Source organism: Rheinheimera sp. KL1, assembly GCF_001275035.1.
GTDB classification, from domain to species: domain Bacteria; phylum Pseudomonadota; class Gammaproteobacteria; order Enterobacterales; family Alteromonadaceae; genus Pararheinheimera; species Pararheinheimera tangshanensis.
In genome coordinates, this window is sequence record NZ_LAMX01000012.1 from 115,071 (window position 1) to 131,028 (window position 15,958).

Below are 15,958 nucleotides of genomic sequence, written 5' to 3' on the forward strand. Positions count from 1 at the left end.
AAAAGCCACAGCAGTAACTCAGACAAAACCGGCTTAGTCCGGTTTTGTTTTTTAAATCTAAAGGTTCTCAGTTCGATAAAGCATCGAATAAATCGAACAAAAGAGGCACAATTTAACCATATTCAATCGAAGTTATAGCTTCTATACTGCTCTTTTACTTTCGGGGAGCCAGAATATGTCGATTCAACCTGCTTTATTCATTGGTCACGGCAGTCCTATGAATGCGCTGGAGCAAAATGCCCAGGTACAGCAATGGCAATCGGTAGTAAAAGGCCTGTCCCCAAAAGTCATCCTGATGGTATCAGCACACTGGTACACTAAAGGCACTGCGGTCACAGCCATGGCTGCCCCCAAAACTATTCATGACTTTTATGGTTTTCCACAAGAGTTACATCAGGTGCAGTACCCTGCTCCGGGTAGCCCACAACTGGCGGCTGAAATAAAAACTCTGTTAAGCCCACATCAGGTGGAACTGGATTTAACCTGGGGCCTGGACCATGGCGCCTGGTCTGTGTTGATCCATATGTTTCCTAAGGCGGATATTCCAGTGGTGCAACTGAGCCTGGATCAGCATTTAAGCCCAGCTGAGCATCTGCAACTGGCAAAAAAGCTGGCCCCACTGCGTCAACAAGGTGTGATGATTCTGGGTTCAGGAAACGTGGTGCATAACCTGCGGATGCTGGACTGGCAAAGCACTCAGCCACCTTTATGGGCCGAACAGTTTAACCATCAAATAAAAGAATTATTGCTGAGTAAAAAGGTGGAGGAGATAGCTCGGTATCAGAACCTCGGGGAAGCAGCCAGACTAGCGGTGCCTCACCCGGATCATTTTTTACCTTTACTTTATGTACTCGGCAGCATGCTGGATGGGGACGACATCAGCCTGTTTAACAACGACATTTTATATGGCGCTTTAAGTATGTTGTCCGTGAAGTTAAGCCAGAACAGCGTTTAATCGAGGTAACGTTTCTTTTGCTGTTGCACATCGCTAATCGCCTGAGACAACTCAGCGCCAGTCAGACGATGCTGCTGCATGAGTTGTTGCATAGCCTCAGACAATTCTGCACTGCTGTACTCTGTCACAGGAATTTTTGCCTGGCGATAATAGGTGGTGCCAAAATCAATCAAAGCACACAACAGATACACCAGCAGAAATACTGCCGGATACTTTATTTTGTGTACCATGTTTTTAACTCCTGTTCCCATTGCTTGCGCTCTTGCGGCCACAACTGTGCCGAAGTCGCTTCATCAAACTTATATCTTTTATTGGCTTTGAGTTTTAATAACACAGCGCCGGGTAGACTTTCCAAATCGTCATATTCTAACTCGCCGGCTTTTAGTACTTTGGCGTAGTCGAGGATCTTCACAGTAAATTCTTTAGTTAGTGGTGTCGGTGCCATCAACTTGACCTGACACAAGGTATTGCGACATTCGCTATCGAGGATCCGCAATTCATTATTCGTGGTAGTAACAGCTAAATGGGCTAATAAGTACTCTGTGGCCTCGGCCCAGCCTTCATCACGGTCCTGGTCGTCCCAAGCCGCATGTTGCTCCAGCAATAACTTTTCTTCGGCCATCAAAGCGCGGATCCCCAAATAGGCATGGAGCACTTGAGTCGCCTCTGGATTTTCAGATTCAAAATCATTCACTTGCTTTAACTGAGATTGAGTCATGGGTTCGGGCAATAGCATAAATGCCAGCCAGGGTTTGGCCTGATACGCAAAAACAGCAGCAAGAGCCAGCAGCAAACAGAGCATCCACTGTGCAGCAACAGATTGTAAATTGAGCGAAAACTTCGACGCCATACGAACTCCAATCAAAAGGCGGCAAAGTTTAACAGAGCCTGAATAAGTACTAAAGCGGCTTGTTTAAATGGCGCGGGAAATAATAAGCCAAAGCTCAGGCTCTGGCCTTTAGAATATAAAAACTTAAATGGTTCTGGAAAACAGCAATAAATCCTGATTTTCAAGCAAAGACAATTCTGTTTTACCTTCGAGGCCAAAGCCTAATTTAGTGGCCACAAGCTTAGAGCCTTCATTCTGCGGATGGATCACAGCCACTAATCTTTTCAAACCTAAGCCTTGTGCAAACTGAATGACGGCCTGCCCGGCTTCAGTGGCCAGCCCCTTGCGCCAAAACTCTGGCAAGAAGCGGTAACCAAGCTCAGTTTCCTGAATTTCTTCCAGAAACTTAATACCACTGAAACCTATCACCTGGCCCGTTTCTTTCCAGACACAGGCAAAACGGCCATACCCATAGACTTGATAATCCCGCAGAGGATGCTGCATCAAATAATCCAGCGTATCCTGCTTTGACTGCGCTGGTTGGTTGCCAACATAACGTATCACTTCAGGCACTGTCATCAGCTGATACATTGCATCCACATCATCCAGTGTAAAAGCGCGCAGAATCAACCTTGGTGTTTCAAGCACAGCTTCCATCGCCATCATCTTACCCTTTGGCTCTCTTGCTAAAGGACGGTTTACCGGATGAGCGTTTAATTTTCTCTACCGCTTTAGCCGCCGGATTAACCCCTGTGTGACGGGTTAATGCCACCTGACCCGGTTTTTTGCCCGGTACTTTGGTGCCACGCAGGAACAAGTCTTCTTTGCCTTCTTCCGGTACCAAACAACCTTTGCCACGGCCAATCAGCTGTTTGAGGCCCATTTTGACCAAAGCTTCGCGGATCATTGGCCAGCCTTTCGGGTCGTGATAACGCAATAAGGCTTTGTGCAAGCGACGCTGACGCTCCCCTTTAGGCACAGGCACCACTTCGGTATTGCCTTTGATATTCTTCAGCGAGTTCATCTCTGTGTGATAGATGGTCGTCGCGTTCGCCATAGGGCTTGGGTAGAAGTTCTGCACCTGATCCAGTTTAAAATCGCGTTCTTTCAGCCACAAAGCCAAATTCACCATGTCTCTGTCAGTGGTGCCAGGATGCGCAGAGATAAAATACGGGATCAGGTACTGCTCTTTGCCCGCTTCACGGCTAAAGCGGTCGAACATTTCTTTAAACTTGTCATAGGCGCCCATGCCAGGTTTCATCATTTTCGACAAAGGGCCAGTTTCAGTATGCTCAGGAGCAATTTTTAGATAACCGCCGACATGATGCTGCACTAACTCTTTGACGTAGTTAGGGTCTTCAACCGCTAAGTCGTAGCGAACACCGGACGCCACCAGAATCTTTTTAATGCCATCTACTTTACGGGCGGCACGGTATAAATCCACGGTCGGGCTTTGGTCTGTGTCCATATGCTCACAAATGGTCGGGTAGACACAGGAAGGCCGGCGGCAGGTTTGCTCCGCTTTTGGATTTTTACAACGCAAGCGATACATATTGGCGGTTGGGCCGCCTAAATCCGAGATCACACCGGTAAAACCCGGCACTTTGTCACGAATTTCTTTAATTTCTTTTAAAATCGATTCCTGAGAACGGCTCTGAATGACGCGGCCTTCGTGCTCGGTAATAGAGCAAAAGGAACAGCCACCAAAACAACCACGCATGATATTGACCGAGGTTTTGATCATCTCATAAGCAGGAATTTTTGCCTTGCCATACACAGGATGAGGCACACGCTGATAAGGCAGGCCAAACACGCCGTCCATCTCTTCCGTCGTTAATGGAAAAGCTGGCGGATTCACCCATAAATAACGATCACCATGGCGCTGGAAAATAGCACGGGCACAACCTGGGTTGGTCTCCTGATGCAGGATACGTGAAGCATGGGCATACAGCGGCTTGTTCACACTGACCTGTTCAAAAGCTGGCAACTTCACATAAGTTTTTTCCCAGGGTTTTTGCCGTGGCGGCTGCACCAGAATTGGCTTGGCTTCCACTTCAGGCGCTTTGCTTAAGTCTATGCCTTGCTGGGCAAATTCAGAAAAAGTGCCACAGCCGACATCGTCTGCACCATAAGGATTAGGCACGGGATCAATTTTACCGACTTTATCAATAGCGGTAGAGTCAACACCACGCCAGCCCGGTAAAGGCTCTTTACGAATAACCGCAGTACCACGAATATCGTGCAGCGTATTGATATCTTCACCATTAGCAATACGATGCGCCACTTCCACCAGCGGACGTTCGGCATTGCCGTAAATCAGTAATTCTGCTTTGGCATCAAAAATAATGGAGCGACGAACTTTTTCCTGCCAGTAATCATAATGGGCGATACGGCGCAAACTGGCCTCTATACCACCAATGATCACAGGCACATCTTTATAGGCTTCTTTACAGCGCTGCGAATAGACAATGACAGCCCGGTCAGGTCGTTTGCCACCTTCATTGCCTGGCGTATAGGCATCGTCGTGACGTAATTTTTTGTCCGCTGTGTAGCGATTAATCATCGAATCCATATTGCCGGCAGAGACGCCAAAAAACAGGTTAGGTTTGCCAAGCGCCATAAAAGCATCTTTGGACGACCAATCCGGCTGGGCAATAATACCCACCCGAAAGCCCTGACTTTCCAGCATGCGGCCAACTACAGCCATACCAAAACTGGGGTGATCAACATAAGCATCACCGACTACCAGAATAATATCGCAGCTGTCCCAACCAAGCTGTTTCATCTCGGCACGGCTCATTGGCAAAAAAGGTGCAGTACCAAAGGACTCAGCCCAGTATTTAGGATAAGAAAATAGTCCCCGCTCGGCCGCCATGCGGTCCACTGCTGCGGATTTTCTTAAAGGGGCCTGATTCGTTTGCATCTGTTATTCACTCGGTTTTGCCTGCCAAAAATGGCCGCGCATTATACTTGACTCAGCAGGATAATACTAACATTAAGGCAGAGTTGAGTTGTTCACAAATTAAACAACTCAATATTCTCAGTCCGTTTTCGACTCTGGGTTAATACATCAGAATAGTCACCACACCCAGTAGCATAAAAATGGCACAGGCAACACGACGTGCCCAGTCTAACGAAATACGTTCCAGCAACCAGCTACCGGCGTAAACGACAGGCACATTAGCGGCCAGCATGCCGATGGTAGTGCCTAAAATCACTTGCCAGGTTTCAGGGTAAGTGGCTGCCAGCAGTACTGTCGCTACTTGTGTTTTATCGCCAATTTCTGCCAGGAAAAATAAGAGACAGCTGGCGAAAAAGGCACCGTATTTTAAAACGCTGACTTCTTCGCTGTCGTCTTTATCCGGAATAAGCAACCACAAGGCCACGGCAATAAAAGAACCACCTAACAACCAAGAGTGCCAACCTTGTGGAATAAACTGCGCCACCCAGGCACCAAACCAGGCCGATGCGGCATGATTTAATAAAGTTGCCACCAGAATACCGGCGATAATAGCGCCACGGGAGCGAAAGCGAGCCGCGAGGAATAAAGATAAAAGTTGGGTTTTATCGCCGATCTCCGCCACAGTAACGGAAGCGAAAGAGGCCACAAAGGCATCAAAATACATAAACTGCACCTGGCGGGAAAATTAAACATAAGACAATACACCAACTCCCGCCTGGGGCTAGTACATTGTCTTAGGTCTCATTAATACCTGATCAAGCCTGATCTACGGGACGTTATTGCCATGTACAGTGAGGTACAAGTATGTTGACAACAACACAAAACCTGGCGGTTTTGTAAATTACTCCCCTAAGCGCGGCGCCATTTTAGCCGTGCTTGAGGAGTTTGGGCAAGTAAAAAATCCGTGACGATGGAGCTCAACCTAAGCCTTCAGGTGCTTTGCATGAAAATGCAGGTGCTCTTCAATAAAGCTGCTGATAAAAAAGTAGCTGTGATCGTACCCCGGTTGCAGGCGAATTTGCGCTGCGCTCTGGCTACGCTGATTGGCTTCGATCAGAGATTGCGTGCGAAGCTGCGACGGGTAAAACTGATCGCCCTCACCTTGATCAACAAGCATCGGCAAACTGCTTTGTTGTTGTGCCAGTAAAAAACTCGCGTCGTACTGTAACCACTGGCTTTGATCGCTGCCAAGATAGGCAGTAAAGGCCTTTTTGCCCCAATCACATTCTGATGGCTGGCAAATAGGTGAAAAAGCCGACACTGAGCGATAAGCTCCGGCTTCACGTAAGGCAATCACCAAAGCACCATGGCCGCCCATCGAATGACCACTGATGGCTTTGGCTGATGTGACAGGTAAATGTGCTTCTACTAAAGATGGCAGTTCGCGACTGATATAGTCGTACATCTGATAGTGGGCTGCCCATGGCTCTTGTGTCGCATTGACATAAAAACCTGCGCCCTGACCTAAATCATAAGCGGCATCGTCTGCTACCTGATCGCCTCGTGGGCTGGTGTCTGGGATCACCAAGGCTATACCCAACTCAGCTGCTACGCGCTGCGCACCGGCTTTTACCGAAAAGTTTTCATCAGTGCAGGTTAAACCGGACAACCAATACAGCACTGGTACTTTTTGTTTTTCAGCCGCTGGCGGTAAATACACCGAGAATTGCATCAGGCCTTTGACTGTTTCTGAGTGATGCTGATATTTAATCTGGCGACCAGCGAAGAGTTTATGTTCGGATAACTGAATGAGCGTCATGGCTTTATCCTTGTGTAAATAAAGCCCGGCGAACCGGGCTTTTTATAAAAATTAACACCTAAAATTAGAAATGAATGACGGTGCGGATGGATTTCCCTTCATGCATCAAATCAAAAGCTTCGTTGATTTGCTCAAGCCCCATGGTATGGGTGATAAAGGTATCGAGTTCAAACTCACCTTTTAAATAACGCTCCACATAATCCGGCAATTCAGTGCGGCCTTTGACACCACCAAAAGCAGTGCCACGCCATACCCGACCTGTGACTAATTGAAATGGACGGGTAGAGATTTCAGCACCAGCAGGCGCCACACCAATAATCACCGACTCGCCCCAGCCTTTATGGCAGCACTCTAAGGCCGAACGCATTACGTTGACATTACCAATACATTCAAAGGAGAAATCCACGCCGCCGTCTGTCATTTCAACAATCACATCCTGAATTGGCTTGTCGAAATTTTTCGGGTTAATCACATCAGTAGCACCCAGTTGACGGGCAATATCAAACTTAGATTCGTTGATATCGATGGCAATAATACGGCTGGCTTTGGCCATCACAGCGCCAATAATGGCAGACAAACCTATGCCACCTAAACCAAAGACGGCCACAGTATCGCCCTCTTTCACTTTGGCGGTATTCATCACAGCGCCCATACCTGTGGTAACGCCACACCCTAATAAACAGACTTTTTCCAAAGGTGCCGCTTTATTAATTTTGGCTAACGAAATTTCTGGCAGCACTGTGTATTCAGAAAAAGTAGAAGTACCCATGTAGTGGTAAATAGGCTGGCCGTCTTTGGAAAAACGAGTGGTGCCATCTGGCATTAAGCCCTGGCCTTGGGTAGCACGAATGGCCTGACACAGGTTGGTTTTACCTGATAAACAGAATTTACATTGACCGCATTCTGGTGTGTATAAAGGGATCACATGATCGCCCACCGCTACGCTGGTCACACCCTCGCCTACAGCTTCAACTACACCACCACCTTCATGGCCCAGAATACAAGGGAATTTGCCTTCAGAATCCTGACCCGACAAAGTATATGCGTCGGTATGGCAAACACCGGTCGCCACTATACGCACCAGCACTTCGCCTTTTTGCGGTGGCATTAAATCCACTTCTTCAATTTTTAACGGTTGACCCGGGCCCCAGGCCACGGCTGCACGTGTTTTGATCATTTGCATCTGAATTCTCCAGTTTGAGTTGTCACTGAGTATAACTCATTGTAATTTTTTCTTAATCGATGATAATCCCCACAAATAACAAATGAGTTTTGCATAAATGAAAGAATGGCAAGGCATCAGCGAATTTGTGGCTGTGGCAGAACTCGGCAGTTTTTCTAAAGCTGCCAAGGTGTTAGGTATTTCAGTCGCTCAGGTCAGTCGCACTGTGCTGCAATTAGAGCAGCGACTGAACTGCAAACTGGTACTTCGCACCACCCGTCAGGTGCGTTTAACAGAACAAGGCACTCTGTATTACCAGCAGTGCCGCGCTTTGGTCAACGGCCTGCAACAAGCCAATCAGCTATTGACCAGCCTGCAACATGAGCCTTCAGGCGCAATAAAAATCACGGCTCCTGTTTATTATGGCGAGCAATTTATTGCGCCTTTGCTGCATGAATTTTTATTACGTTACCCCAAAGTGCAGCTGGATTTGCAACTGACCAATGATCAACTGGATTTAGTACAAGGCGGTTTTGATTGCGCTATTCGGTTAGGTCAACTGACTGATTCAAGTTTACAGGCCAAAGCTTTAGGTAAACGCACTTTGTATTTATGCGCCAGCCCGGACTATTTGCAAAAATTCGGCACCCCAGCAACAGTAGCGGAATTACATCAACACCGCTGTTTAGTAGGCTCTGTTGATTTCTGGCGTTTTGAACAACAAGGCCAGAAGCTGCAATTTAAACCCCAGCCTTATTTGCGCTGTAATAGCGGTGTGGCTTTAACAGATGCGGTACTCAAAGGTCTAGGGGTAACTCAACTACCGGATTATTACTTGCAGCCCTATTTAGAAGATGGTCGTTTAGTCGCTTTATTAGCAGAGCAACAACCGCAAGACGAAGGTATCTGGGCACTGTATCCACTCAACCGGCATTTACCGGTTAAAGTACGCTTACTGCTGGATTGGTTGCAGCAGGGTTTGGAAAACAGTCCAAAGGCTATTGCCCAAAACGTATGCTAAAACAACTACCGCCAGGCTCAGCGGGTTTGTATTCCAATTGAGCGTCCTGTGCCTGTAACAAAGCGCGCGATAAAGGCAAGCCTATACCCGAACCTGTGGCCTTGGTGGTGAAAAACGGAATAAAGATTTGTTCTGCCACTTCGGGTGCAATACCTGGTCCAGTGTCGCTTATATCCAGTTGCCATTGCTGTTGTGTTGTGCGCTCAAGCCTCACGCTAAGCTGTTTCTGAGCACTTTGCTGCATCGCATCCAATGCATTTTGCAGCAGGTTAATCAGCACCTGCTCCATGAGGGCTTCATCCAGCCATAACAGGGCTTGGCTGGGTAAATCTGTATCCAAATGAATATCCAGCCTTGTGATGACATCACGCTGCAAGGCCAGACAATTTTTGACAATTGCCACCAGATTGGTCTGTTGTAAATTCGCTTGGACCGGCTGGCTTAGCTGTTTAAAGGACAAGATAAAATCACTCAAGTGCTGGCCACGTCTGTAGATAGTCGTCAGCGCTTTGCTAAGATCAACATGGTCATCCTGACTTAGCACAGTACCTGCTACTGGCAAAATCTGCTGGCAGCTTTGCGCCAAAGACGCCATAGGGGTTACGGAATTGGCAATTTCGTGCGTCAACACCCTGGTGAGTTGCTGATAAGCCTGCACTTCTTGCTGCAGCAGTGCCTGATCAATACTTTGCAGCGTCACCAGTTTACGTAACTGCCCCTGAATTCGGCTACAGACAATGCTCAGCGCCAGCCGGTCTGTGTAGCCTTGCTGCTGCCATTGCAACTGGCCCTGATAATGCGTAGTGGTGCTATGCAGTATAGTGGCCAGTTGCGCTAAGTTCGCTTCGTCAAACTGACCTTGTTGCAGTTGTTGCTGCTGAGCAGACGTGAGCATACGCAGCGCTGCCGGGTTCGCTTGCAGTAACTGGCCATCAGCGGAAAACTCCAGCACAGCAACATCTAACTGGCTCAGCAGGGTGTGCAGATATTGAGCTTTGGCTTCCGCTTGCTGGCGGCTATTGCCTAATTGCTGCTGCACCACACCCAGTAGCTGCTGCAGTTCTGGCTGGTCGCGCAGATTTAACGACGTATCCTGATTCGCCAAAGCTTTTAGCACCAAAGCAGTCTGACGCTGTCGGGTGCTGCAGTGTTGCCAAATCAACCAGGCCGTTACTATCGCGGCCAAAGTTAAGGCGACGGCAAAAGCCGAAGCTCCCCCCTGCCACTGTTGGTAGCTAAAAATCAATAGCACAGTAAAACTGCCAAGCAAGAGCAGCAGACGAGTGTTAAAGGCCATATTTTTCCAACCGCCGGTATAAAGCCCCTCGGGTTAAACCCAGCGCTTTCGCCGCCTGACTGACATTCCCCTGATAATACTGCAGCGCCTGACGAATGGTTTTTTCTTCGACAAATTCGAGGAAAAATTCCGTCTCAGTCTCTTGCTCAGATAAAGTAGTGGCACGCGCGTTCTGCACTGAGCTTTGTAAATGACTAAAATCCAGAGTATTGCCCTCGGCCAAAACCACAGCACGCTCTACAGCATGTGCTAATTGACGCACATTACCAGGCCAGTCGTAACTCTGCAGAGTGCGCTTATCGGCAGTGCTGATGTGTAAGCCATCGCGCTGATAACGCTCTGAATAATGTTGCAAATACCACTCCAGCAGCAAAGGAATATCTTCTTTACGCTCACGAAGCGCAGGCAAGACTATCTCCACCGTGTTGATACGGTAGAGTAAATCCTGACGGAAGCTGCCCTCTGTCACCGCTTGATAGAGATTCTCGTTGGTGGCGCAAATTAGACGAATATCTACAGCCACAGCCTGACCGGAACCTACAGGCACCACAGTGCGATTTTGCATTGCTGTTAATAGCTTTGCTTGTTGTGGCAAAGCTAAATTAGCTAATTCGTCCAATAATAATGTGCCGCCACTGGCTTCGACAAAACGGCCGGCATAGTCATTTTTTGCGTCAGTAAAAGCGCCCTTTTTATGACCAAACAACTCACTTTCCAGCAGACTGCTGCTTAAACTGCCCATATCCACACTGACAAAAGGCGCAGCAGAGCGTTGTGAGGCCTGATGAATCGCCTGAGCAACCAAAGCTTTTCCTGTGCCGCTCTCCCCCAGCAGCAGTACATTAGCCTCTGTCCCCGCCACTTTTTCAATAGTGCGTAATACCTGTTGCATAGCCGGGCTTTGCCCCAAAAGTGGAATGGCATCACTGGTGGTAGCCGTTTTTGCAGCAGCGCCTTGTCTGGAGTCGTGGTGCAGTGGCTGCTGCAGAGCTTGTTGCAGCGTCTGCAGTAACTGCTCATTCTGCCAGGGTTTTGCAATGAAATTCGCGGCCCCGTTTTGCATCGCCTTAACCGCCAAAGGTAAAGCGGCATAAGCGGTCATCATCACTACTTTCAGACTGGGCTGCGCCTTTAAAGCTTGCTTTAAATAAAACAGGCCTTCTTCGCCACTTTGGGTATCGCGACTGAAATTCATATCCAGCAACAGCAAATCAAAAGGCTGTCCGTCAGTCGGCTGCTGCAGCGTACTGAGCAATAAAGCGGGCTCATGTAAGGTCACTATCTGGGCAAAGTGCTGCTTCAAAAAAATACGACTGGCGATCAAAATATCCTGGTTGTCATCCAGTACCAGTACCTTATAGGGCTGTTTCATGACTACATCCTTGCGGTTGATTGCAGAACCCTACCGAAAACGCCACGCCTTCGCAACAATCTTTTAAATCCAATAGCTTAAGGCGTTTTCAGACTGTCCATTAGTGGACGGTCTGTTGTATCACCAGCGGACAGTTCCAAACAATAAGAAACAACAAATCATTGATAAACAATAACTTACACTCTGGCACAGCCATTGCCTTATAAAGCGCACAGAACATGATTTTTTGGAGCATAGCAATGGATAAAAAAATCACTCCAACCCGCCGTCGCCTGGCAGCACCAGCTCTGATCGTCAGCTTGCTGATTGGGGTCGCCTGGTTTGGCAGTACCTGGCAAGCCAGCGCACAAATGTCATTGGCTTTGCCACTGAGCTCAGTCAGCACTGCCATAGTGCAACAGCAAAGCATGCAGGAAAGTATTGCGCTGCGGGCCAATGTGATGCCACAGCAGACCGTATTTCTCGATGTGATTGAAGGTGGCCGGGTGGAAGAAAAGCTGGTGGAACAGGGTCAGTTTGTCACCCAGGGCCAGCCATTGGTCAGGTTAAGCAACACAGCGCTGCAGCTGGATCTGATCAGTCGTGAAGCTCAGGTTACAGAGCAGATGAATTTCCTGCGTAATACTCAAATGACCATCGAAACCAACAGATTAAACCTCAAACGTGATGTGTTGGATATCGAGCATCAGTTGGTCACACTCAAACGCAATTTGGCTCAGACAGAACCCTTGGTCAAAACCGGCGTGTTGGCCAAAGAAACACTGCTGAATTTGCAACAGGATTTACGCTACCAGCAAGAACGCCTGAAGCTGACACAACAGCAACAGAAGCAGGATGAGGCCATTCGGAAACAGCAATTAAGCCAATTGAGTGAAAGTGTGGCTATGCTAACCAAAAACCTCGAATTTGCCCGCCAGAACGTACAAAACCTGTTGGTGCGTGCTCCGGTCAGCGGTTATTTAAGCGAGTTTAATGTCGAAGCCGGCGAGTCACGCGCTCCGGGCAGTCGTATGGGCCAAATTGATATACCGGATAAGTACAAGTTAGTCGCCAGCGTCGATGAATTTTACTTAAGCCGCGTCACGACAGGCATGCATGCCAATGCCAGCGTCAATCAGCAAGAGGTGCAACTGACCGTCAGCCGTGTCGATAGCCGGGTAGTTAATAATCAGTTCCAACTCGAATTTACTCTGCCTGGCGAGCACAAGGTCAAACGCGGCCAGTCGGTGAACTTAACTTTGCAACTCGAAGCTGAGCAACGTGCTGCTCTGGTGCTGCCTCGCGGTGCCTACCTGACTGACAGTGCTGGACAGTATGTTTATGTACTCAATAGCCAAACCGCGGTGGCACGCAAACAAGCCGTTACTTTAGGAAAACAAAGCGCCAACCAGATTGAAATTGTCAGCGGCCTTGAGGCCGGTGATCAGGTGATCATTTCCAGCTATCGCGATTTCGCGCAAGCCGATACTATTCAACTAGAGCAATAAGGACTATTCCATGATCCAATTACAGCAATTAAACCGCGTATTTCGTACTGCGGAGCTTGAAACCACTGCACTGAACCAGATTGATTTAGTGATTGAACAAGGGGATTTCGTCGCCATTATGGGCCCTTCTGGCTGCGGTAAATCTACTCTACTCAGCATTCTGGGTATGCTGGACAGCCCAAGCTCTGGTGCCTACTTATTTCAGGGCACCGATATTGCAAATTTCAGTGAAAAACAATTGGCACAGCTGCGTAAAACCCAGCTTGGCTTTGTGTTTCAAAGCTTTAACCTGATTGATGAGCTGAGTGTGTTTCAAAATGTGGAGCTGCCGCTGCAGTATCAGGGCATTGCCGCAGCAGAGCGTAAACAACGGGTAGAAGCCATCTTAAAACGCATGCAAATTGACCACAGGGCCGATCATTTACCGTTGCAGCTCTCTGGTGGTCAACAACAACGGGTTGCGGTAGCACGAGCCTTAGTGATAAACCCGGCGCTGATTTTAGCCGACGAACCTACAGGCAACCTGGACTCGAAAAACAGTGAAGAAATAATGCAGATGCTGCGCCAGCTGAACCGCGAAGGTACGACTGTGGTGATGGTGACTCACTCAGAACATGAAGCTCGGTATGCCAGCCGTATAGTACGAATGCTGGATGGTCAGATTGTCACTGAACGTGTAATGGAGGCGAAATATGCTTAATTCTTTCAGCATGACAGGCAATTATTTCATCACTGGCATCAGAGCTGTACTGCGGCATAAAACCCATTTGGCACTGAACCTGCTGGGCTTAACCACGGGTTTGGCTTCGGCTTTATTGATACTGCTCTACGCCAGCTATGAACTGGGTTATGACCAAATGCACCCTAATGCAGAAAACAGCTACCGGCTGGAGCAATTTTTTCTGCCTGTGAATCAACGTTTTCCGGTGTCCAGCCCGGCGATGAAAGCCTTGCTGGAAAACTATGATCAAGGGATCAAAGTGACCCGCATTAACAGTGGCGCCGATACACTGCGTTTAGCCGGTTCCAGTCAGCAATTGAGTTTACAGAAAGCTCAGGCTGTGGATGCCAATATCACAGACTTTTTCCAGATTGAGGTACTCCAGGGTGATTTAACTGCGGCTTTAACACAACCCAACCAGATCGCTTTATCAGAACAGGAAGCTTTGCGATTATTTGGACAAACCTCTGTGCTTGGCCAGCAACTTCAACTGGGTGAACAGCGTTATACCATCAGCGCTCTCTATCGTATGCCTGAACAAAGCCATTTTCAGGCGGGTTCTTTGCGCCGGATCAGCGATGAAGTGGCCAATGGCCGTCTGGCGGTCAATAACGTCTATAGCTATATCCATGTACCCTACGGTCTTGATCAAAGGGCTCTGCTGCAAGAATTAACCACTCAGTTGAATCAGCAAGCTTATCAAGGCGGCAAAGTGACAGAACTGCAACTTCGCGCTCTGACCGATATTCATCTGCACTCCAATCTGGCCTATGAGTTTAATGTCAACGGCTCAGCTGGTACTGTACAGATTAGTCTGGTTCTGGCCGCTTTACTGCTGTTGATTGCAGCTATCAACTTTATCAATATGAGCACAGCGCGCGCCGCGATGAGAGCAAAAGAAGTGGGCGTACGCAAGGCTTTGGGCGCAAGCCGTAGTCAGCTGTTTGTGCAGTTTATGCTGGAATCCTTACTGATCGCCTGCTGTGCCGGTTTACTGGCAGCAGTTGCAGTAGAGTTGGTGCTGCCAGAATTTAACCTATTGGTAAATCGCCCGCTTCAGCTGAATTATATTGGCAATTTTGGTCTGATTTTACTGGCCAGTGTGTTTAGTGTCGGCGTGCTAGCAGGTGTATATCCGGCAGTATTTATCTCAGCCTTTGATGCCAAAAAAGTACTGAGTGGCGATTTTCAGCGAGGCAATACTGCCATCTGGTTACGTAAAGGCTTACTGGTACTGCAAGGCGCTATTACTATAGGTTTATTAGTGGCAAGCGTGGTACTTCAGCAGCAATTGCAGCTGCTGCAAAATCAGAGTACGGGTTATCAGCGTGAGGCCAGATTAATGGTAAACGCCGTAGAGAACAGCCTGCTGTTTCATGCCGAAAACAAAAATATGTTACAAAGTCTGCAAAAGGTGGAAGGTGTCAATGCAGTGTCCATGCTGGATATGCAAATCACAGATACTATTTCTCAGGCTATGGATATTCAGCTACCAGGGCAAACTGCGGGCACAGCGCTGCCACCTATTTCTCAGATGGGCACAGGCTTTGATATTGCTAAAACCGCAGGCCTGACCTTGCTGGCGGGTCGTGATTTTAGCGAAACCTATCAAAGCGACTGGTATCAGACTCATGGCGATCATGCCACAGCGGCGGTGATCATTACCGAATCTCTGGCGCGCAAAGCGGGCTACACCAATCTGCAGGATGTGATTGGTCAGCAATGGCTGTTGCCTGGCGATGTGCCGGTACTGCGGATGCAGGTTGTCGGGGTCGTTGCCGATATTCAAGTTGGATCAGCCTTAAAACAACAAGAACCTTTGCTGCTGATCTGTGGCCGCTCACCTATGACTTACGCCAATATCATGCTTAGCATGGCGCCGGACATGGCCGTGAGCGCCCGTGATAAAGTACAGCAACTGCTGAGCGAGCGCCTGCAGCGTCAGGATTTAAAACTCAGCTGGTTGAGTGATGATTACAATGCGATTTATCAGAACCAGCAACGTCAGGGCAAAGTAATAGCCATCTTTGCAGCACTGGCCATAGCTTTAACTTGTGTCGGTTTGTTTGGTCTGGCAGCTTTTAGTGCCGAACAACGTTCACGTGAAGTAGCAATGCGTAAGGTGCTGGGCGCTGGCCGCTTTAATCTGGTGAACCTGTTGGCCAGCGAGTACCTCAAACTGATGGCCATCAGCGCTGTACTGGCTATCCCCGCCACCTTCTGGGCACTGAATAGCTGGCTGAGTGAATTCAGCGTCCGGATCAGCCAAAACCCTTTGTGGTACCTGCTGGCGGCAGCCGTTACTTTCGCTATTTGCTGGTGCACAGTAGCCGCTTTAGCCTGGCAGGTTGCAGGGCGCAAACCTGCTATGGTATTAAGACAACAATAACGAG

Annotated in this window: 14 protein-coding genes; 5 read left to right on the forward strand and 9 right to left on the reverse strand. The window is 48.4% G+C overall.

Annotation, left to right across the window (positions count from 1 at the left end; genetic code table 11):
* The first annotated feature begins 175 nt into the window (after positions 1–175).
* Entirely contained in the window at positions 176–955 is a 780-nt protein-coding gene (ygiD, locus tag WH43_RS05595; RefSeq protein WP_053423659.1) for a 4,5-DOPA-extradiol-dioxygenase, read from the forward strand.
* Here ygiD and WH43_RS05600 read toward each other — a convergent pair.
* From WH43_RS05600 to WH43_RS05630, 7 genes are all read right to left on the reverse strand, one after another.
* Positions 952–1,185, reverse strand: coding sequence for a hypothetical protein (locus WH43_RS05600; RefSeq protein WP_053423660.1), 234 nt, complete (start codon positions 1,183–1,185; stop codon positions 952–954). The genes ygiD and WH43_RS05600 overlap by 4 nt on opposite strands.
* A complete protein-coding gene (locus tag WH43_RS05605; protein ID WP_053423661.1) occupies positions 1,170–1,805 on the reverse strand; it encodes a hypothetical protein in 636 nt (211 codons plus the stop codon). Before WH43_RS05605 ends, WH43_RS05600 begins: the two co-directional genes overlap by 16 nt.
* A 123-nt stretch (positions 1,806–1,928) precedes the next feature.
* The gene (locus WH43_RS05610) at positions 1,929–2,447 is read right to left on the reverse strand and encodes a GNAT family N-acetyltransferase (RefSeq protein ID WP_286049500.1); all 519 of its coding nucleotides are present in this window, start codon (positions 2,445–2,447) and stop codon (positions 1,929–1,931) included.
* Between the two features lie 4 nt (positions 2,448–2,451).
* Positions 2,452–4,659 (reverse strand): YgiQ family radical SAM protein, encoded by a 2,208-nt coding sequence (locus tag WH43_RS05615; RefSeq protein WP_053423786.1) that lies wholly within the window; start codon positions 4,657–4,659, stop codon positions 2,452–2,454.
* 187 nt (positions 4,660–4,846) lie between these two features.
* Positions 4,847–5,410 (reverse strand): TMEM165/GDT1 family protein, encoded by a 564-nt coding sequence (locus WH43_RS05620; protein ID WP_053423663.1) that lies wholly within the window; start codon positions 5,408–5,410, stop codon positions 4,847–4,849.
* A gap of 258 nt (positions 5,411–5,668) precedes the next feature.
* On the reverse strand, positions 5,669–6,505 hold the full coding sequence (gene fghA, locus WH43_RS05625) for an S-formylglutathione hydrolase (protein WP_053423664.1): 837 nt from the start codon (positions 6,503–6,505) through the stop codon (positions 5,669–5,671).
* Between the two features lie 64 nt (positions 6,506–6,569).
* Positions 6,570–7,679: an S-(hydroxymethyl)glutathione dehydrogenase/class III alcohol dehydrogenase gene (locus tag WH43_RS05630; RefSeq protein ID WP_502694032.1), complete on the reverse strand. Its 1,110-nt coding sequence runs from the start codon at positions 7,677–7,679 to the stop codon at positions 6,570–6,572.
* 106 nt (positions 7,680–7,785) lie between these two features.
* On the opposite strand from WH43_RS05630, the gene WH43_RS05635 reads away from it, so the two are divergent.
* Positions 7,786–8,688, forward strand: coding sequence for a LysR substrate-binding domain-containing protein (locus tag WH43_RS05635; protein WP_053423666.1), 903 nt, complete (start codon positions 7,786–7,788; stop codon positions 8,686–8,688).
* On the opposite strand, the gene WH43_RS05640 is transcribed toward WH43_RS05635, so the two are convergent.
* The gene (locus WH43_RS05640) at positions 8,666–9,985 is read right to left on the reverse strand and encodes a sensor histidine kinase (RefSeq protein WP_053423667.1); all 1,320 of its coding nucleotides are present in this window, start codon (positions 9,983–9,985) and stop codon (positions 8,666–8,668) included. The genes WH43_RS05635 and WH43_RS05640 overlap by 23 nt on opposite strands.
* Complete coding sequence (locus tag WH43_RS05645; RefSeq protein ID WP_053423668.1) at positions 9,975–11,357, reverse strand: sigma-54-dependent transcriptional regulator; 1,383 nt, start codon at positions 11,355–11,357, stop codon at positions 9,975–9,977. The genes WH43_RS05640 and WH43_RS05645 overlap by 11 nt, the downstream gene beginning before the upstream one ends.
* A 239-nt stretch (positions 11,358–11,596) precedes the next feature.
* Between WH43_RS05645 and WH43_RS05650 the strand changes: the two genes are divergently transcribed.
* The 3 genes from WH43_RS05650 to WH43_RS05660 are packed head-to-tail and all read left to right on the forward strand — an operon-like array spanning position 11,597 to position 15,954.
* Positions 11,597–12,844 carry an efflux RND transporter periplasmic adaptor subunit gene (locus WH43_RS05650; protein ID WP_053423669.1) on the forward strand — a complete coding sequence of 416 codons (1,248 nt, stop codon included), beginning with the start codon at positions 11,597–11,599 and terminating at the stop codon, positions 12,842–12,844.
* 10 nt (positions 12,845–12,854) lie between these two features.
* Complete coding sequence (locus WH43_RS05655) at positions 12,855–13,544, forward strand: ABC transporter ATP-binding protein (RefSeq protein ID WP_053423670.1); 690 nt, start codon at positions 12,855–12,857, stop codon at positions 13,542–13,544.
* A complete protein-coding gene (locus WH43_RS05660; protein ID WP_053423671.1) occupies positions 13,537–15,954 on the forward strand; it encodes an ABC transporter permease in 2,418 nt (805 codons plus the stop codon). Before WH43_RS05655 ends, WH43_RS05660 begins: the two co-directional genes overlap by 8 nt.
* The last annotated feature ends 4 nt before the right edge of the window (positions 15,955–15,958 follow it).

What these genes read in the sequence shown, in the direction of transcription:
- ygiD (WP_053423659.1), top strand. Translation starts at nt 176, where the DNA reads ATGTCGATTCAACCTGCTTTATTCATTGGTCACGGCAGTCCTATGAAT.
- WH43_RS05600 (WP_053423660.1), bottom strand. Translation starts at nt 1,185, where the DNA reads ATGGTACACAAAATAAAGTATCCGGCAGTATTTCTGCTGGTGTATCTG.
- WH43_RS05605 (WP_053423661.1), bottom strand. Translation starts at nt 1,805, where the DNA reads ATGGCGTCGAAGTTTTCGCTCAATTTACAATCTGTTGCTGCACAGTGG.
- WH43_RS05610 (WP_286049500.1), bottom strand. Translation starts at nt 2,447, where the DNA reads ATGGCGATGGAAGCTGTGCTTGAAACACCAAGGTTGATTCTGCGCGCT.
- WH43_RS05615 (WP_053423786.1), bottom strand. Translation starts at nt 4,659, where the DNA reads ATGGCGGCCGAGCGGGGACTATTTTCTTATCCTAAATACTGGGCTGAG.
- WH43_RS05620 (WP_053423663.1), bottom strand. Translation starts at nt 5,410, where the DNA reads ATGTATTTTGATGCCTTTGTGGCCTCTTTCGCTTCCGTTACTGTGGCG.
- fghA (WP_053423664.1), bottom strand. Translation starts at nt 6,505, where the DNA reads ATGACGCTCATTCAGTTATCCGAACATAAACTCTTCGCTGGTCGCCAG.
- WH43_RS05635 (WP_053423666.1), top strand. Translation starts at nt 7,786, where the DNA reads ATGAAAGAATGGCAAGGCATCAGCGAATTTGTGGCTGTGGCAGAACTC.
- WH43_RS05640 (WP_053423667.1), bottom strand. Translation starts at nt 9,985, where the DNA reads ATGGCCTTTAACACTCGTCTGCTGCTCTTGCTTGGCAGTTTTACTGTG.
- WH43_RS05645 (WP_053423668.1), bottom strand. Translation starts at nt 11,357, where the DNA reads ATGAAACAGCCCTATAAGGTACTGGTACTGGATGACAACCAGGATATT.
- WH43_RS05650 (WP_053423669.1), top strand. Translation starts at nt 11,597, where the DNA reads ATGGATAAAAAAATCACTCCAACCCGCCGTCGCCTGGCAGCACCAGCT.
- WH43_RS05655 (WP_053423670.1), top strand. Translation starts at nt 12,855, where the DNA reads ATGATCCAATTACAGCAATTAAACCGCGTATTTCGTACTGCGGAGCTT.
- WH43_RS05660 (WP_053423671.1), top strand. Translation starts at nt 13,537, where the DNA reads ATGCTTAATTCTTTCAGCATGACAGGCAATTATTTCATCACTGGCATC.